The 17,022-nt window shown below is 48.3% G+C and carries 19 protein-coding genes; 8 read left to right on the forward strand and 11 right to left on the reverse strand.

The window, feature by feature from the left end:
- Positions 1 to 180 precede the first annotated feature (180 nt).
- The 3 genes from D0Y50_RS12925 to D0Y50_RS12935 form a co-directional block, all read right to left on the reverse strand.
- Complete coding sequence (locus D0Y50_RS12925) at positions 181 to 861, reverse strand: ChrR family anti-sigma-E factor (RefSeq protein ID WP_117317314.1); 681 nt, start codon at positions 859 to 861, stop codon at positions 181 to 183.
- Positions 854 to 1,465, reverse strand: a complete 612-nt coding sequence (locus tag D0Y50_RS12930) for a sigma-70 family RNA polymerase sigma factor (protein WP_108566083.1) — start codon at positions 1,463 to 1,465, stop codon at positions 854 to 856. Before D0Y50_RS12930 ends, D0Y50_RS12925 begins: the two co-directional genes overlap by 8 nt.
- Positions 1,466 to 1,587: 122 nt before the next feature.
- Positions 1,588 to 2,160 (reverse strand): LON peptidase substrate-binding domain-containing protein, encoded by a 573-nt coding sequence (locus D0Y50_RS12935; RefSeq protein ID WP_117317316.1) that lies wholly within the window; start codon positions 2,158 to 2,160, stop codon positions 1,588 to 1,590.
- Positions 2,161 to 2,318: 158 nt separating this feature from the next.
- Here D0Y50_RS12935 and D0Y50_RS12940 point away from each other — a divergent pair, with 158 nt between their 5' ends.
- Genes D0Y50_RS12940 through D0Y50_RS12960 form a run of 5 tightly spaced genes read left to right on the forward strand, consistent with a single transcriptional unit; the run spans position 2,319 to position 6,792 of the window.
- Positions 2,319 to 2,750 (forward strand): nuclear transport factor 2 family protein, encoded by a 432-nt coding sequence (locus D0Y50_RS12940; protein WP_108566081.1) that lies wholly within the window; start codon positions 2,319 to 2,321, stop codon positions 2,748 to 2,750.
- The gene (locus D0Y50_RS12945; RefSeq protein ID WP_117317318.1) at positions 2,747 to 3,466 is read left to right on the forward strand and encodes an SDR family NAD(P)-dependent oxidoreductase; all 720 of its coding nucleotides are present in this window, start codon (positions 2,747 to 2,749) and stop codon (positions 3,464 to 3,466) included. Before D0Y50_RS12940 ends, D0Y50_RS12945 begins: the two co-directional genes overlap by 4 nt.
- 14 nt (positions 3,467 to 3,480) lie before the next feature.
- On the forward strand, positions 3,481 to 4,746 hold the full coding sequence (locus D0Y50_RS12950) for an NAD(P)/FAD-dependent oxidoreductase (protein WP_108566138.1): 1,266 nt from the start codon (positions 3,481 to 3,483) through the stop codon (positions 4,744 to 4,746).
- Complete coding sequence (locus tag D0Y50_RS12955) at positions 4,743 to 5,510, forward strand: DUF1365 domain-containing protein (protein WP_117317321.1); 768 nt, start codon at positions 4,743 to 4,745, stop codon at positions 5,508 to 5,510. The genes D0Y50_RS12950 and D0Y50_RS12955 overlap by 4 nt, the downstream gene beginning before the upstream one ends.
- Before the next feature lie 25 nt (positions 5,511 to 5,535).
- Positions 5,536 to 6,792 (forward strand): SAM-dependent methyltransferase, encoded by a 1,257-nt coding sequence (locus D0Y50_RS12960; protein ID WP_108566078.1) that lies wholly within the window; start codon positions 5,536 to 5,538, stop codon positions 6,790 to 6,792.
- A gap of 140 nt (positions 6,793 to 6,932) precedes the next feature.
- Here the strand turns inward: D0Y50_RS12960 and D0Y50_RS12965 are convergent, their stop codons facing one another.
- Both D0Y50_RS12965 and pomA read right to left on the reverse strand, forming a co-directional pair.
- Entirely contained in the window at positions 6,933 to 7,865 is a 933-nt protein-coding gene (locus D0Y50_RS12965) for a flagellar motor protein MotB (protein ID WP_108566077.1), read from the reverse strand.
- Positions 7,866 to 7,870: 5 nt separating this feature from the next.
- The gene (gene pomA, locus D0Y50_RS12970; RefSeq protein WP_108566076.1) at positions 7,871 to 8,632 is read right to left on the reverse strand and encodes a flagellar motor protein PomA; all 762 of its coding nucleotides are present in this window, start codon (positions 8,630 to 8,632) and stop codon (positions 7,871 to 7,873) included.
- Between the two features lie 293 nt (positions 8,633 to 8,925).
- On the opposite strand from pomA, the gene xseB reads away from it, so the two are divergent.
- The 3 genes from xseB to dxs are packed head-to-tail and all read left to right on the forward strand — an operon-like array spanning position 8,926 to position 12,016.
- The gene (gene xseB / locus D0Y50_RS12975; RefSeq protein WP_108566075.1) at positions 8,926 to 9,168 is read left to right on the forward strand and encodes an exodeoxyribonuclease VII small subunit; all 243 of its coding nucleotides are present in this window, start codon (positions 8,926 to 8,928) and stop codon (positions 9,166 to 9,168) included.
- A 54-nt stretch (positions 9,169 to 9,222) separates the two neighbouring features.
- On the forward strand, positions 9,223 to 10,113 hold the full coding sequence (locus D0Y50_RS12980; RefSeq protein WP_117317323.1) for a farnesyl diphosphate synthase: 891 nt from the start codon (positions 9,223 to 9,225) through the stop codon (positions 10,111 to 10,113).
- Between the two features lie 37 nt (positions 10,114 to 10,150).
- Positions 10,151 to 12,016, forward strand: a complete 1,866-nt coding sequence (gene dxs / locus D0Y50_RS12985) for a 1-deoxy-D-xylulose-5-phosphate synthase (protein ID WP_117317324.1) — start codon at positions 10,151 to 10,153, stop codon at positions 12,014 to 12,016.
- 694 nt (positions 12,017 to 12,710) lie between these two features.
- Here dxs and D0Y50_RS12990 read toward each other — a convergent pair.
- From D0Y50_RS12990 to D0Y50_RS13015, 6 genes are all read right to left on the reverse strand, one after another.
- Positions 12,711 to 13,196, reverse strand: a complete 486-nt coding sequence (locus D0Y50_RS12990; RefSeq protein WP_108566072.1) for a phosphatidylglycerophosphatase A family protein — start codon at positions 13,194 to 13,196, stop codon at positions 12,711 to 12,713.
- Complete coding sequence (gene thiL, locus D0Y50_RS12995) at positions 13,196 to 14,158, reverse strand: thiamine-phosphate kinase (protein WP_117317326.1); 963 nt, start codon at positions 14,156 to 14,158, stop codon at positions 13,196 to 13,198. Before thiL ends, D0Y50_RS12990 begins: the two co-directional genes overlap by 1 nt.
- Before the next feature lie 59 nt (positions 14,159 to 14,217).
- A complete protein-coding gene (gene nusB, locus D0Y50_RS13000; RefSeq protein ID WP_108566070.1) occupies positions 14,218 to 14,637 on the reverse strand; it encodes a transcription antitermination factor NusB in 420 nt (139 codons plus the stop codon).
- Between the two features lie 13 nt (positions 14,638 to 14,650).
- Positions 14,651 to 15,124, reverse strand: a complete 474-nt coding sequence (gene ribH / locus D0Y50_RS13005) for a 6,7-dimethyl-8-ribityllumazine synthase (RefSeq protein ID WP_108566069.1) — start codon at positions 15,122 to 15,124, stop codon at positions 14,651 to 14,653.
- A gap of 109 nt (positions 15,125 to 15,233) precedes the next feature.
- Positions 15,234 to 16,334 (reverse strand): bifunctional 3,4-dihydroxy-2-butanone-4-phosphate synthase/GTP cyclohydrolase II, encoded by a 1,101-nt coding sequence (ribBA, locus tag D0Y50_RS13010; protein WP_108566068.1) that lies wholly within the window; start codon positions 16,332 to 16,334, stop codon positions 15,234 to 15,236.
- Positions 16,335 to 16,356: 22 nt separating this feature from the next.
- On the reverse strand, positions 16,357 to 17,019 hold the full coding sequence (locus tag D0Y50_RS13015; protein WP_108566067.1) for a riboflavin synthase: 663 nt from the start codon (positions 17,017 to 17,019) through the stop codon (positions 16,357 to 16,359).
- Positions 17,020 to 17,022 lie beyond the last annotated feature (3 nt).

Here is a 17,022-nt window from a genome sequence, read left to right on the forward strand (position 1 = left end):
AGGTGGGATAGTTAGCAGGTAGATAGTAAGGACTCGCTGCGTTAACCACAAAAGCAGCGGTGCGACAGAGAAAATAAAGGGTACAAAACAGATGACGTGTGTTCAGCAGCTTACTTATAGTGCGTCATATCTATAGCGCATCATATCGAGTTACATATCGCGCCGGCGGCGAATGGCCGGCTACCGGAAGAAAACGTGACTAAACGGATTGAGTAAACGCGCTATACCCGAAGTAAAATGTAATGGCTGATCTAATACACTGAAGACCAAACAGCCATGAGGGTCGTCTGAGCGCGGCGTGTGTGTATGCTCTTCATCCATTGCAATGAAATCGCCAGCTGCATAATGATTAATACCATCATCAAATTCGCCGTCAATCACCAGCGTAAACTCAAAGCCCCGATGGGTGTGTTCTGGTACACCGCCTCCCGGCCCCATATAGATAAAATTTGCTGCCCCCGAAGCACCGATGTCTACCGGCGCCTGCCATAACCTACCGACCAATCCGGACCAATTACCCATCGTCGGTATGAACTTGCGAAGCGTACGCGGCACACTAAATCTGCGCCCATCTAATTCAATCATAGAAGGCGGTATGCGCGAGCTTCGAAACGGACGGGCTTTGGGAAGCTGAGTAATAGAGGCAAGCATAGAATCTAAATCTTGCCGGATATGTTCGGTGTAATTGCTGGGGCTATCTGATAACACATGGTTCGCCTGCCGCGCAGTCTCTGTTTTCACGACATGCTGACACCGCGCGCACATATCACAGTGCGCAGAAATCATTATCGCTTCCACAGGCGACAACGCACCCTGAGCAAACTGTTTAAGCTGCTCAGGTGCAGGGTGGAACTTAGTCATGGTCTTGTAGCATACCCTTCAATCTTTGTAGCGCTAAACGAGTGCGTGACTTTACTGTCCCCAATGGGATACTCAGTTCGTCAGCTACTTCCTGCTGCGATTTACCGTCGATATAAATAGCTTCAATAACGGCTTTTTGTTTAATTGGCAATGACTCAAACATAAAACCAATTTGCTCAAGCGTAATTTGTTCATCCAATGATGTTTCATTGGCGTCGGCAGTTTGCTCGCACAATACCGGCCATAAGTCGTCTGAACAAATATCTTCTTTTCGATTTTGGAGCTTGCGTAGCATATCAAAACGGATATTCCGTGCAATGGTAAATATCCAGGTTGAAGGGCTGCCTTTTTCTGCGTTAAACAGATGCGCCTTCTGCCAGACATTGGACATAGTGTCTTGCACCAGCTCCATTGCCAGGGCTTCATTACCCATCTGTTTTAATGCGTACGAGCGTAGTCTGGGTGCAAAGTAACTGAATACGCGGGCGAAAGACCGTTTACAACGTCCTTCTGCTACCGCTACGATGTATTCTGACATCTCACCTGCACAATCTTTAGGCTTAACTACACTATTGCTTTGTTCCAATGGAATTCCAACTAACATAAGCTTCGTCCGCGTTCCTATCTGGTGATAATTATCTACGAGCGAAAGGTTAAAGTGACGTTCCAGAATCTTCAGTATAAATCAAACTTCAGGTTTGCCAGTAAGCATAATAATGCATGTTTTCAAACCAAGGCACTTAAGTAATTCAGCAATGCGTTGCAGTTATGCTGTGCCAGAAAATACTGTTTCTGTTTGGCGTCTACCGGGAGCAGTTCTAACCATCTGTTCAACACCCAATACGGGTTCTCAAATTCTGGTTGCTCATACAGCGAGCGAAGATCCGGATAGCGCTCAAATATCTCGTTTAACCTTTCAACCATAGGTGAAATTTGTTCGGAAGGAATATTGCATTGCCATGACTTCATCTTGCGGCACTCACCTACTCTTAGTCCATCGGACTCGGTGACAATATTCTCAACCTCTACACTAGATACTCCAGCAACCTTTATGCCAAGCAACCCATCTTCTAATAATTCGAAATCAATTATTTGTGCAAACGTACCAATTGAATAAATATGCTGGTTGGCCTGCGCATCCCCATGGGCATTTAACATACACATTACAAAACCGCTATTGTTAGCACATACTTGCTTCACCATCCTTATATACCGCGGCTCGAAGATTCGAAGCGACATTCTTCCGCCTGGCATCAGGTGCGCAGATAGAGGGAACAAAGGCAGGTTTTGGTGAGACATTACACAGCAAAATTAACGAAATATTGAGGCTGATTACGCCCGAAAATATAAATTGGATCGTACCGGGCCGCTCCCGGCAAAGTACAAATTTTCCGCAATGCTGATCCCATGTGTGAAATTTTGGGTAACGCTTTTATACATTTTACAAAAAGCTGCTTATGTCGCTCATCGAATCATTTTGTACGCAATATCGGGACCTTACAAAAATTTCATCTGAAGATTTAACAAAAATTTACACTACAGATGTAGAATTCATAGACCCGATAGACCATCACCATGGGCTTTCGCAGGTTCAGCTGTATTTCGCTAAGCTGAAGAAACACGCGACTTCGTGCAAATTTGATATACACAACATAATGCCGTGTGAACCTAACCAGGAAAATATTAGCTATGTGCTGTCCTGGACCATGGCGCTAACCTTAAAGAAATCACACAAAGTGATAACACTTGAGGGTATTACCAAGTTAAAGCAAAACGAGGGTGGCTTTTATTATCATCGTGATTATTACGATATGGGCGAAATGGTGTATGAACATGTGCCGGTGCTAAGGTGGTTTATTATTCAAATAAAGAGGAAGTTGCGTTCATGAGCACTATGTTAATCACCGGCGCCACATCGGGCATCGGCGAAGCGTTAGCCAAACTGGCAGCAGCTAAGGGCTACCAGGTTATTGCCTGTGGACGCAATCAGGACAAGCTAGATATTCTAAGTCAGCAAGACAACATTTCTTCTTTACGGTTTGATATTACCGATCAGGCACAAACTGCTGCTGCCTTAGCTGAGGCCTCCTATGACATAGCCGTGCTAAACGCCGGTACCTGTGAATACGTAGATATAGACGAGTTTGAGCCAGCTATGTTCAAGCGCGTGTTTGAAGCTAACTTTTTTGGCGTGGTGAATTGCGTAAACGGTTTATTACCGTCGCTCAATAAAGGTAAGAAGCTGGTTATAGTGGACAGTATGGCCAGGCTGGCCCCCTTTACTCGCAGTGAGGCATACGGTGCAAGTAAAGCAGCATTGCATTATTTCACCAAATCACTTGAGGTAGATTTATGGGATAAAGGAGTGAAGGTACAAGCCGTCTCTCCTGGTTTCGTAGAAACCCCGCTTACCGATAAAAACGATTTTGACATGCCTATGATGATCAAAGTAGATAAAGCGGCCAGTGATTTGCTATACGGTATTGAAAAGAATCGTAAGAGTATTTTTTTCCCCACCCGGTTTGGCCTGATTATGCGTTTTTTACATATTCTTCCCACCTCCGTGCAAAGAAAGCTATCCTTAACTATGCGTAATAAGCAGTAAGAGAACAACAAATGATAAAACAAAAGGTTGCTGTTATCGGAACAGGAATTTCCGGTTTAACCTGTGCTCATCTGCTGCATCAAAAACATGCTGTTACCGTTTACGAAGCGAACGATTATATCGGTGGGCACACTGCTACTAAACAGGTTGAAGTTGAAGGCCGGCAGTACGCTATAGATACCGGCTTTATTGTATTTAACGACTGGACGTATCCTAATTTCATAAAGCTGATGGACCAGCTTGGGGTGGCTCGTCAGCCTACCGAAATGAGTTTTTCGGTTAAAGCAGACAAGTCGAAGATTGAATACAATGGCAATAACCTGAATACGTTGTTTGCCCAGCGTCGTAATCTACTGCGGCCACGTTTCTGGCGCATCGTTCGTGATATCCTCACCTTTAACAAAGCCTGTAAGAAGCTGGTGGCGCAAAATGCCGATGTGACTGGCAAAACCCTTTACAGTTACGTGCAAGAGCTTAACCTTAGCGACGACTTTGCCAATTTTTATATTCTGCCAATGTGTGCAGCAATCTGGTCTGCCAGTTTGGCCCAAACCCGCGCGTTCCCCTTACAGTTTTTTCTGCAATTTTTTAATAACCATGGGCTACTTAATGTCAGCGACAGACCACAATGGTATACGCTGCCCGGCGGCTCTTCTTCCTACATTGCCCCGCTGACCAGAGGGTTTGCTGACAACATACGGCTTCGCTGTGCAGTTAACCAGGTAACTCGGGTTACCGATGGCTGGCAGATCAACAGCACCCAGGGCAGTGACGTGTTTGATCAGGTTATTTTTGCTTGTCACAGTGACCAGGCATTGGCGCTGCTGGACCGCCCCACCGCCGCCCAACGCGCTATCTTGTCGGCTATCCCTTACAGCCAAAATGAAGTGGTAATGCATACCGACATCAACCAGCTGCCAGCCCGTAAGCTGGCGTGGGCGAGTTGGAATTATCGGCTATCTGAAGATATCGATGAAGCATTGGCTCCCGCAGCAGTGACCTACAATATGAACATTTTGCAGCGACTTGAGGCGGCGCCAGTGACCTTTTGTGTCACGCTTAATAATGCTCAGGCCATTGATAGCAGCAAGATTCTGGGTCGCTACTCTTACGCGCATCCGCAATTTAGTCAGCGCATGGTCGATGCCCAGCAGCGACGGCAGGAAATTTGTGGTCAGGATAATCTGCATTTTTGCGGTGCTTACTGGTACAACGGCTTTCATGAAGATGGCGTGAGAAGCGCCCTGGATGTGACCGCTCGCTTTGGAGTTACCTTGTGAGTCCTAGCGCCCTGTACAGCGGTACGGTCTATCATGAACGGTTCAGGCCAACCCAGCATCGGTTTAGCTATCAGATTCATCTGTTCTGGTTGAATTTAGATGAGTTGGAACGACTTGAGAGTAGCGTTAAACATTTTTCGTTCATGCATCGGGCTCTTGTGCAGTTTCGTAGTACTGATTATCTGGGTATTCACAATGGCAATGTGAAGCAGGCGGTGCTTAACAAAATTGTGCAACTTGGCGGGCCTTCATTTAAGCCTGCCGCCAGCGATAATGGTACTGCTGATATGCAACCTGCTTGTGAGGTTTGTATGTTGGGGCAATTACGCACATTTGGGATGTATTTCAGCCCGGTTAATTTTTACTTTGTTAGGCCAGCTGGCGCCAGCTTATTTACTCACATGCTCGCGGAAGTATCCAATACGCCGTGGCATGAACGGCATTATTATCTGGTCGATATGGCTACGCAGGACGACACCCAAAAAGCCTTCCATGTGTCGCCCTTTAATCCAATGGATATGACGTACAAATGGCGGATTAGCCAGCCAGCGGCCAAATTTGCGATGACCATGGACTGCCATCAGCAAGACCGTGACTTCAGTGCAGGTTTACAGCTTCATCGCGCCCCGCTGACTTCGCAGAGTTTGAAAGCGGCGTTATTTAAAATACCAAGTATGACGGTAAAAACAGTTACCGGCATTTACTGGCAAGCGTTAAAGCTTTGGCTAAAGCGAACGCCGGTTTATTCGCACCCCAATAATTAGTAATTAGAAAAACCAGGATGAGACCATGGCTCACGGTGAAACAGTGGCATCTTTAGCCCCTACCGGTTCGGTTATAGATAAAAGCTGCCGTACCTTATTTTTAAAACTGATGTCCTTATTACCGCAGGGGCATATGGAAATCAGGGAACAAGGCAATTGTGTAGCCCGTTACGGCAATGTTGACGATAGCTTAAAGGCGGTTATCGATATCCAGGCAATAACAGCCTATCGTCAATTGCTTCTCGGTGGCAGCATTGCAGCGGGCGAAACCTATATGGATGAGCTGTGGACCACGCCGGATCTAACGTCTGTTATTCAGATATTTGCCCGCAATCTTGGTTTTCTGGATACCTGGGAAGACAAATTTAAATGGATTAGTTTGCCACTTCATAAAATACAGCATTTGTTTCGTAGCAATACCGCTGAGCAGGCAAAGAAAAACATTGAAGCACATTACGATTTGGGTAACCGCCTGTATACCCGCTTCTTAGATAATAGCATGATGTATTCTGCCGCTATTTACCCTGATGCCAACGCCTCATTGGCTCAGGCCCAGCAACATAAATTGCGTACGTTATGCAATAAGCTCCAGCTTCGCCCTTCCGATCACCTAATAGAGATAGGAACCGGCTGGGGCGGGCTGGCGGTGTTTGCAGCCAAACATTATGGCTGTAAAGTCACTACCACTACTATCTCCGAAGAACAGTATGCCTATGCCAGCGAATGGGTGGCCAAAGAAAATTTGCAAGACCAGGTGACTTTGCTCAAAAAAGACTACCGTGAGCTGACCGGCCGCTATGACAAACTGGTGTCTATAGAAATGATTGAGGCGGTAGGTAAACGGTATTTAGGTAACTTTTTTGACCAATGCAGCCGGTTACTCAAAAGTGATGGAATCATGGTATTGCAATCAATTACCATCGATGACAGACGCTATGAAAGCTACGCTAATAGCGTGGATTTTATCCAAAAGTACATTTTTCCAGGTGGTTTTTTGCCCTCGCAATTGGTGATTAACCAGCAGCTTAAAAAGCACAGCGATATGATGATTCGCGACAGTGAAGATATTGGGTTGGACTACGCCAAAACTCTGGACGACTGGTACCGGGCATTTATGCAAGCAAAAGAGCAATTGCTAACAGATGGCTATGATGAACGTTTTGTGCGGATGTGGACATATTATCTGAAATATTGTGAAGGCGGATTTTTAGAACGTACTATCAGTACGGTGCAGTTGGTTATTACAAAGCCGGCGTGTCGGGTGCCCATTGTCCGTGGCTAGGTTTGCCTGCAGTCAATAAAAAGGCCTGGTTTACAGGCCTTTTTTGTTGCTTTGCCCAGAAGGGCACGGGCATGACGCTTTATTCTATCTGCGAGGCCGTTGCGCGTCACTTTTCTGCCACCGTCACCCTTCTGTCACCGTTACTGTTCAATCACCGAGATAGGTTTTGACAACATAGGTTTGCCTTGATTGATATTTATTTCAACCCGCCGGTTTCTGGCCCGATCTTCGGCGGTTTTAGCTTTTTCGACTAACGGCTGGGTGTCGGCCCGGCCCACCACTGACATTCGGCTTTCATCAAAGCCCTTGGCCCGGCGCATTTCCTCTGCCACGGCCACGGCGCGTTGTGACGACAAATCCCAGTTCGAACGATACAGTTCATTAGCAATGTGCTGACCATCGCTATGGCCAGAAATTTCTACCTCGCCGGGCATGTCTGCCAGCAGCTCGCCAATCTTTCTGACAATAGGTTTAAATTGCGGTTGTAAAAATGCAGAGCCGGCAGAAAATGAACCATTTTCGCGAATCCGGATAGTCAGCTGCTGGCCAAGGCTCTCCATTTCCACCGAGCCATCCAAAATTTGCTTTTGCAGCTGCTCGGCGACTTTCTTCATCATTTCTTCTACTTCAGACTGGTCAGCACTTTGCGCAGCCGATGAGGCTTGGTCTGTAGCGGTTTGCTGGGCCTGGCCGCCCCGCTGTTCACCACGCTGTTTTTGCCGACCGCCAGCAGAGTCTTCATCGCCGGCCTGAAACTCCAGCATTTGCTGCGTCATTTCAATCGTTTGCTGCTGTATTGTTTCGATAGGAGTAGGATCCGGTTTACCGGGCCGAAATTCCATCGCGATAACGCTGGTCCCTTTGGGAATGTCCTTTACCTCGATTTTATTTTGTACACCAAACGCAAACTTCATCGACCCCGCGATTTGCTTGAATTTAAGCACATCCATTTCCGAGAAGGCGAGCAACAATACAAAAAAGCACATCAACAATGACATCAGGTCAGCAAAGGTGCCCATCCAGGCGGGTAGCCCTTCGGGAGGACATTTAGGGCATTCTTCTTGCTGTGCCATATCGCTTACTCCTCGTCGGTGCCGCCACGTTTACTGGCCGCCAGGTAATTTTTCAATATACCTTCGATAACCCGCGGGTTCTGCCCATCAGCAATGCCTACTATGCCATCTAAAATCAGCTTTTGGTTAAGCTTTTCTTCTTCTACCCGGTTGGTTAGCTTTGAAGCAATTGGCAGACAGATAACATTCGCTAAGAAGGCTCCGTAAAGTGTGGTGAGCAAGGCTACTGCCATGGCCGGTCCTATGGCCTTAGGGTCGTCCATGTTGGACAACATAGCCACCAAGCCAATCAGCGTACCTATCATGCCCATAGCTGGCGCAACATCGCCCATGCCTTTAAAGATAGAAGCGCCAAACTCGTGGCGTTCGGTGGTCATAGAAATATCTTTGGCCAGTGTTTCACGCACCACTTCTATATCATGGCCATCCACCAGCATGTCTACCCCTTTTTGCATGAACGGGTTGCTTATTTCGGCCTCTTCCAAAGCCAGAAAGCCGCCTTTTCGTGCGGCATCCGCCATTTCTACAATTTTTTCAATTAAGTCATCTGGGGTATCAATTTTGAACATGAATGCTTTGCCCGCCACTTTCCCGGCCCCAAAAAACTGGCCCAGAGTATATTGGGATAGCACCACGAACAGTGTTCCACCGAATACAATCAGTACTGATGGGACGTCGAAGAACATGCCAAGTTCACCACCCAGTATCATGGCCATGACTATGAACCCGATACCACCTAACATGCCTATGACGGTTGCTAAATCCACACGTAAATCCTCGTTATACGAAATCGTTGCTGGCGTTCAGTCTTTGATTATTATGCTTTGAAAAAGAACTGCTTAACTCGCAGCTTATTGGACGCCATCTATACTATCGGCTTCGTATTAAAATTCTATAACCAATTAGGCTATTCGCCAGTTTGTTTTTCTATAGTCAGGTATTTATGCACAAACGTTTGCATATTGCCGGCACCAGGTAGAATTGACTGGACAAACCATTTGACCGGCCCAGTGCTGTCGGTTAATGTGCGCCTATCTGAAACAACCGTGGAATTACTATCGTGACTGACACCAAAGCAGCCCCTTCATTTGAAGCAAGCCTGTCAGAACTCGAAGCCATTGTCACCCAAATGGAAAGCGGCGACCTGCCTTTGGCTGAAGCCCTGCAGAAATTTGAACGTGGTATTGCGCTGTCCCGGGCCAGTCAGCAGGCACTTGAGCAAGCTGAGCAAAAAGTAAAGATACTGCTGGCAGAGCAAGGTACTGAGAAGCTGACCGATTTACCGGATAATACGGCCTCCTGATACCTTCTACCCTTTCCCTGCCCCCGTGGCAATATAGTATTGACAGGCAACCCTATGAATTTTGATGTGCTCCGTCAGCAGATTAAACAACAGACGGATGAGCAGCTTTTGCGGCTAATTTCACAGTTACCGGATCATGCGCCCCGGTTGAAAGCTGCGATGCAACATGCTCTGCTGGTAGGCGGCAAACGAATGCGCCCGGTGCTTACCCACCTGGTGGGCAATACCCTGGATATCCCACGTCAGGACCAGCTTACTATTAGTATGGCTATAGAGTGTGTGCATGCTTATTCGCTGGTACATGATGATTTGCCGGCAATGGATGATGATGATTTGCGGCGCGGTCAGCCCACCTGTCATGTGGCCTTTGACGAAGCCACTGCTATTTTAGCCGGTGATGCATTGCAAACGCTGGGCTTTAGTATTCTGGCAGACCAACCGATGTCTGACTATGGTAGCTCGCAACGGGCCAAACTGGTATCAATATTAGCCAGTGCCGCAGGTTATCAGGGAATGTGTGGCGGCCAGGCAATTGATCTGCAGAGCACGGGCAACGCTATAGATATTGAGGCGCTAACCCGTTTGCATCGGTTAAAAACCGGCGCCTTGTTATGTGCCTGTGTGAAAATGATCACCCTGACCAGCGCTACCGTCAGCGAGCAAGAGCGCGAGCAATTTGTCCGGTTTGCCGATATCATCGGGCTGGCATTCCAGGTTCAGGATGACATTCTGGACATTGAAGGCGATGCCAGTGAAATAGGTAAGCCTCAGGGTTCTGACGTAGCCCAGGGCAAAAATACCTTTCCGGTCTTACTCGGTATGGCCAACGCTAAGCAGGAATTAACCCGGCTGCATGATGAGGCGCTTCAAGCCATAGCCGGTTTACCCTACAATACACAATATTTAACGGCGTTCACAGACTTAATGGTTAATCGTAATCATTAAGTCTGACGCCCTTATAAAAGACATAGAATAATAACCAATGAGTTTAGAGCTAACCCATTACCCAACACTGGCCAAAGGCCTGACTCCTGATCAGTTGCGTAAGCTGCCGCAGGACAAACTAAAGACACTGTCGGACGAGCTTCGCCAGTATCTGCTGACCTGCGTCAGCCAGACCAGTGGTCACTTTGCCTCGGGTTTGGGGACGGTGGAACTGACGGTGGCCTTACACTATGTGTATAACACCCCATTTGATCGGGTAATTTGGGATGTAGGGCACCAAGCCTATCCACATAAAATTATCACTGGCCGGGCTGATAAAATGCAGACCATTCGCCAGAAGAACGGCTTACACCCCTTTCCCTGGCCGGGCGAAAGTGAATACGACACCTTCGCAGTAGGTCATTCCTCTACCTCTATCAGCGCCGCGCTGGGCATGGCCGTGGCCGCCGAAAAAGAAGGATTGGGTCGTAAAGTTGTCTCGGTTATCGGTGATGGCGCAATGACCGCCGGGATGGCCTTTGAAGCAATGAACCATGCTGGTGATATCAAAAAAGACATGGTCGTGGTGTTAAACGATAATGAAATGTCGATATCTGAAAACGTCGGGGCATTAAACTCGCATCTGGCCCGTTTGCTCACCGGTAATTTCTTCAATAAAATGCGCGACGGCGGTAAAAAGCTATTAAGTAATGTTCCGCCTATAAAAGAATTTGCCAGCCGGGCGGAAGAGCATCTTAAAGGTATGGTGGTCCCGGGTACTATATTTGAGGAACTCGGGTTTAATTATATTGGCCCTATCGACGGTCACGATGTAAATACGGTGGTAGATACCCTGCGCAATATGCGTAACTTCAGTGGCCCACAGTTGTTGCACGTGGTTACCCGAAAAGGTAAAGGCTATCCCCAGGCCGAGAAAGATCCGATAAAATTTCATGCGGTGCCAAAGTTCAATCCGGCTGATGATGCACTGCCTGCCTCTAAAGCTACATCGCCAACCTTTTCCGCTATTTTCGGGCAATGGCTTTGTGATATGGCTGAACAGGATCCTAAGCTGATGGCAATCACGCCTGCAATGCGTGAGGGCTCCGGCATGGTAGCGTTTTCTCAGCAATATCCTGCGCAATATAGCGATGTGGCGATTGCCGAGCAGCACGCGGTTACCTATGCCGCTGGGTTGGCTAAAGAAGGTATCAACGCGGTGGTAGCGATTTATTCGACCTTCTTGCAGCGCGCCTACGACCAGCTGATTCATGATGTAGCCTTACAGGAATTACCCGTCCTGTTTGCGGTTGATCGCGCCGGCATTGTAGGCGCCGATGGCCAAACCCACCAGGGGGCGTTTGACCTGGCCTTCTTACGCTGTATACCCAACATGATTATTATGGCGCCGGCTGATGAGGATGAGTGTCGGCAAATGCTGTACACCGGCCATAAAGCGAAGATGCCGGCAGCGGTGCGCTACCCTCGCGGGGCCGGTAAAGGTATTATACCGACTACCGAGATGCATGAACTGGAATTAGGTAAAGCGCGCAAGTTACGTGATGGCCAGAAAGTCGCTATTTTAAGCTTTGGCACGCTTTTGCCTTATGCAGAACAGGCCGCTGAACAACTTAATGCCACGTTAGTTGATATGCGTTTTGTGAAGCCACTTGATGGCGAAATGATTGATACGCTGTGTACTGACCATGCGCTGTTAGTCACATTGGAAGACGGCTGTATTGCAGGCGGCGCCGGTGCCGGGGTGGTAGAGTATCTGCAGCAGCAGAAGCGACTGGTGCATACATTGCAACTAGGCTTGCCGGACCGATTTATAGAGCAAGGCACACAGGAACAGATGTATACCCAGCTGGAACTTGATGGCAACGGCATTGTGCGTCAAATAGAGGCTTATCTGGCACGCTGAACCTGCCGCCGGTCAATCTTCTGGCCGCGTAAAATCCTGCTAGCGTGAAAACTATCCCCTGGCGCGTTACGCGCCGGGCGTTTCGTAACTCTTAACCGGTGATCTAAGCCGGTACAATATTGTTCCTCTTATATTGTTACAAACCGATGGCTGCAAGCCCCCCTCAGCGATAGTTATCATCGCGCTTAGGCCTGCCTATTTATGTTGATACCCTGTAATACGTTGAACAAGCATAGCGGTGAACACCCGACCAGCGGAAGCTCGACTTACCTGCAAATGGAGCCTGGTTTGACTGCGGATAATGTTTTTATTCTTGTCGTCACCCTGCGCTCTACATCAAAAGCATTCCGTTGAGAATCAATCCATAAGTAGCGCGCAGCGAAAAACGAGAAAGCTTATTGCTGGCATCAGGAACCGGGCAGAAGATTAATTCAATGCCCGGCATGCTTATGCATGAACAATGCGTAGGGCTACATGGCGATGCGCCTTGAAGTAAACCTGCAAAGGTTACGTAACTCCGTAACGGCAAGAGGATCTTTAGAGGGCAGACGTAATAAGTAGTGCACAGTACGAGCCTGACATCGCCCTTTGCTTATGACTGATACGGCAGGCGGCTATGCAATATATAATGGGTATGCGAAATAGGAGAACATGAACCCGCGCCTTCGTCGGCAAAGCGCAGGGTAGTCTTCGCTTAAAACGGCCAGATGAATAAAATGGCGTGCAAGCTAATACAGGCCATAAATCCCGCCAACAGATCATCAAGCATAATCCCGGTGCCGCCATGTAATCGTTTATCAATGATAAAAATAGGCCAGGGCTTCAGAATATCGAAAATACGAAATAACACGAATCCGGCCAGTAAATGTATTGGGGTAAGCGGTACCAGGATGAAAGTACAGAACATTCCTGCTACCTCGTCCCACACAATAGAACCATGATCATGCACTTGCATGTCTGTGGCAGTTTTTCCACACACATAAATACCCAACACCGCTATAACTGCCGTAATCGCGATATACAGCCATACAGGCAGCGAGAGCGTGAGTAGGAGCAATGGAATAGCGGCAAGTGAACCAAAGGTACCGGGCATTACAGGAATCAGCCCGCTGCCAAACCCTAATGCACAAAAGTGAGCCGGGTTTTTCAGCGATACACGCTCACGGTATTGCTTTTGCATCAGAACTGATGCTCATAGCCGGTGCCTTCAACGGTGTAAGGCACATTTTTACATTTTAAATCGAGCTTATCGGTATGGCCGGTCACCTGCCCTACGCAGGTAACTTTTACCCCGGTGCTGGCCAACGCCGTTTCCAGGTTGCCCTTTTGCTCTTCATTTACTGTGAAAATTAATTCATAGTCATCGCCACCGGTCAGGGCATAGCGATATGCCTCATCTTCATCAACCGTATCGTTCAATTGACTGGAGATAGGTAAACGGTCTACCTGTACATTCGCCCCGCATCCGGAATTTCGCAGGATATGCCCCAGATCGGATAAAAAACCATCGGATACATCAATACAGGCGCTCGCCAGTCGGCGTAACGCCGTGCCGGTAGCCACCCGAGGAGTGGGATATAAATGCCGGTCGATCAGATAATCACGGATACCGTCAGCGACATCCAGCTTGCGGGTCAGAATATCCAGCCCCGCGGCTGCATCACCTAACGTGCCGGTAACGAATATCCAGTCGCCAGGCCGGGCCGTAGAGCGTTTCAGTTCATTACCTGGGGGGATAAAACCCTGCGCGGTAATGGTCATCGACAGCGGCCCCTTTACGGTGTCTCCGCCAATCAGTTGTACTGAATAATAGCGCGTAAGATCGTACATACCTTCGGCAAAGTCCGCCAACCAGGCTTCGTCCACTTCAGACATGGCCAGGGATAGGCTTATCCAGGCAGGTTCTGCACCCATGGCAGCAAGATCACTAAGGTTTACCGCGACGGCTTTGTAAGCCACGGAACGGGCGGGCGCATCAGTTAAAAAATGGACGCCGCCCACCAGCGTATCGGTGGTTATCGCCAATTGCTGATTGGGCGATACCGTGGTGACTGCACAGTCATCACCGATACCCACTACAACGTCCTTGCGCTGGTAACCGCCATCGACAAAATAGCGGCCAATTAAATCAAACTCTTTCACAGTATTCTACAATGTTGAGAATGTTGAGCCTGGCAGAGCTAGACGCTCTGCCGCGAGCGCTACCGTTCGTTTTCACGAAACTTACGAACCGCTTTATCGAGCGCGCCATTAATAAACTTATGGCTTTCTTCAGCGCCGAATATTTTCGCCAGTTCGATGGCTTCGTTAATTATCACGCGGTACGGCACATCCATGCGATCAACCAGCTCATAGGTGGCGACCCGCAAAATAGCCTTTTCAATGGGGTCAAGCTCTTCAGGCAAGCGTCCAAGGTAAGGTTTCATTGCGGCGTCCAGCCTGGAAGCATCCTTGGCAACGCCACGCAGTAGCGCCTGGAAATACACCATGTCTACTTTATGCATATTGTTGCTGGTCGCCAATGCAAGCTCGACCTGAGCGATATCATTTTTGCTCATTTGCCAGGAGTAGACTCCTTGCACGGCGAGTTCACGGGCTTTGCGTCTTGCTGAAACTTTCACAAAAAATCCTTACTTAAAGGCTATCCAGAGCACTAACAACATTTACCATTTCCAGCGCACCAAGGGCAGCTTCTGCACCTTTGTTACCGGCTTTAGTACCTGAGCGCTCTATAGCCTGTTCTATAGAATCGGTGGTGATAACACCAAAGGAAACAGGGATACCATATTCAAGCGATACCTGAGCCAGACCTTTATTGCATTCACCAGCGACAAAATCAAAATGCGGCGTACCGCCCCGGATCACAGCGCCCAATGCAATAATTGCGTCGAACTGGCCTTTTTCAGCAATTTTCTTCGCTGCCACAGGTAGCTCATAGGCACCAGGCACACGTACTAAAGTAATATCGCCGTCGCTTACCTCACCATGACGTTCCAACGTGTCTAGCGCGCCTTCCAGCAGGCTTTCGACTACAAAACTGTTAAACCGGGAAACGATAATGGCAAATTTTTTGCCTGTGGCTCTGATATTACCTTCAATAACCTGCATGGACTTTACCCCTGAGAAAAAACGGCGCGCAGTATAGCATAACTACGCACAAACAAAATGGATTGATTATTCTTCACGCCCACGGCAATTTTGCTGCCAGGGTAGAATATTAAGGATGAACGTATTCCACCACTTCCAGGCCATAGCCTGACAGCGCATGATATTTTATCGGCTTGCTGAGCAGACGCATTTTTTGTACCCCCAGCGAGGCCAGAATCTGACTACCCACTCCGATAGTCCGTGAAGAGCCCTGCCATTCTTTACCCGCAGGCTGCTGCCCCTGGTCTTCCGCTTCAAAGCGTTCTACCTGGCTTATCAGATCTTCTTCTTTGCCCAGCACCACCAGCACGCCGCCATGTTCGGCAATTTGCTGCATTCCTTCGGGCAAGGTAAGTGACCGGTTTATCGAGCGTGTCGAACCCAATAAATCACTTAATGTATTATGCAAATGGACCCGTACCAGGGTGGGCGTGTGGGCGTCCACCTCACCCTTTTTAAGCGCAAAGTGCACCTGGTTATCAATGACATCTTTAAAGGTATGTAGTTCAAATTCGCCATATTCGGTAGGCAGTTTGCACTGGGCCACTTTCTTAATAGTCGTTTCGTTTAAGTTACGATACTCAATAAGATCGGCGATGGTACCAATTTTAAGGTTATGTTTTTGGGCGAACGTTTCCAGCTGTGGCCGCCTGGCCATGGTGCCGTCTTCGTTTAAGACTTCCACAATTACAGAGGCCGGTTCGCACCCCGCTAAGCGCGCCAAATCGACGCCGGCTTCGGTGTGGCCAGCACGGTTAAGAACACCGCCATCTTTGGCGATAAGTGGAAATATATGACCAGGTTGAACAATATCTTTGGCCTGCGCCTGCGGGTTAACGGCGGCCAGAATAGTAGTCGCACGGTCGGCCGCAGAGATGCCCGTAGTCACCCCCTGCGCCGCTTCTATAGACACCGTAAAGTTGGTAGTAAACTGCGCGCCGTTTTTATCTACCATTAACGGCAGGTTCAAGCGCTGGCAACGTTCCTGTGTCATAGGTAAGCACACCAGGCCGCGTGCATGGGTTACCATAAAATTGATAGCTTCGGGGGTTACATGTTCGGCGGCCATAATAATGTCGCCTTCATTTTCCCGGTCTTCGTCATCCATCAGGATTACCATTTTACCCTGACGGATATCATCGATGATGTCTTTTATATTATTTAAGGCCATAACTGTTCTTTTATAGGGTAAATTATTTTCGTAGAAAGCCGTTTTCTGCTAAAAACGCCATGTCGATACCAGAGGCTTTGGGCTGGGCTGCTTTATCGCCTAACATCAAGCGTTCCAGATAGCGGGCAACCACGTCAACTTCCAGGTTTATACTGCTACCTGCACGATAAGTACCGATAACGGTTTCCTGTAACGTGTGCGGAATAATCCATAGCATAAAGTCCGCGCCATTAACCTCATTTACCGTCAGGCTAACACCATCTACCGTAATACTGCCTTTATGGGCTATGTATTTGGCCAGTTGCGCAGGCGCAGTTACCCATACTTCGACATAATTAGCGTGCCGGATAATGTTGGCTACCGTACCCACCCCATCCACATGCCCTGAAACGATGTGTCCGCCGAACCTATCGGTTGGCCGCATGGCCTTTTCCAGGTTCACCGTGGAGCCTGCTTTGTAATGCGCAAACCCGGTATACTTAATGGTTTCCGCCGAGACATCCGCGCAATAATATGTGTCGCCAAACTCCACTACGGTAAGGCACACCCCATTAGTCGAGATACTGTCGCCTAACGCCACATCCGACATATCCAACTGGCCGGTATTAACTGTTAAGCGGATGTCTTCGCCGCGTCGGTCCAGCTTACTGATGGTGCCTAATGCCTGCACAATGCCTGTAAACATAGG

The sequence above is a fragment of the Salinimonas sediminis genome (genome assembly GCF_003429285.1).
GTDB classification, from domain to species: Bacteria; Pseudomonadota; Gammaproteobacteria; order Enterobacterales; family Alteromonadaceae; genus Alteromonas; species Alteromonas indica.

Bases quoted from the DNA above. Each gene is read 5' to 3' on its own strand.
- D0Y50_RS12925 (WP_117317314.1), bottom strand. From the start codon at position 861: ATGACTAAGTTCCACCCTGCACCTGAGCAGCTTAAACAGTTTGCTCAG.
- D0Y50_RS12930 (WP_108566083.1), bottom strand. From the start codon at position 1,465: ATGTTAGTTGGAATTCCATTGGAACAAAGCAATAGTGTAGTTAAGCCT.
- D0Y50_RS12935 (WP_117317316.1), bottom strand. From the start codon at position 2,160: ATGTCTCACCAAAACCTGCCTTTGTTCCCTCTATCTGCGCACCTGATG.
- D0Y50_RS12940 (WP_108566081.1), top strand. From the start codon at position 2,319: ATGTCGCTCATCGAATCATTTTGTACGCAATATCGGGACCTTACAAAA.
- D0Y50_RS12945 (WP_117317318.1), top strand. From the start codon at position 2,747: ATGAGCACTATGTTAATCACCGGCGCCACATCGGGCATCGGCGAAGCG.
- D0Y50_RS12960 (WP_108566078.1), top strand. From the start codon at position 5,536: ATGGCTCACGGTGAAACAGTGGCATCTTTAGCCCCTACCGGTTCGGTT.
- D0Y50_RS12965 (WP_108566077.1), bottom strand. From the start codon at position 7,865: ATGGCACAGCAAGAAGAATGCCCTAAATGTCCTCCCGAAGGGCTACCC.
- D0Y50_RS12980 (WP_117317323.1), top strand. From the start codon at position 9,223: ATGAATTTTGATGTGCTCCGTCAGCAGATTAAACAACAGACGGATGAG.
- dxs (WP_117317324.1), top strand. From the start codon at position 10,151: ATGAGTTTAGAGCTAACCCATTACCCAACACTGGCCAAAGGCCTGACT.
- D0Y50_RS12990 (WP_108566072.1), bottom strand. From the start codon at position 13,196: ATGCAAAAGCAATACCGTGAGCGTGTATCGCTGAAAAACCCGGCTCAC.
- ribH (WP_108566069.1), bottom strand. From the start codon at position 15,124: ATGCAGGTTATTGAAGGTAATATCAGAGCCACAGGCAAAAAATTTGCC.
- ribBA (WP_108566068.1), bottom strand. From the start codon at position 16,334: ATGGCCTTAAATAATATAAAAGACATCATCGATGATATCCGTCAGGGT.
- D0Y50_RS13015 (WP_108566067.1), bottom strand. From the start codon at position 17,019: ATGTTTACAGGCATTGTGCAGGCATTAGGCACCATCAGTAAGCTGGAC.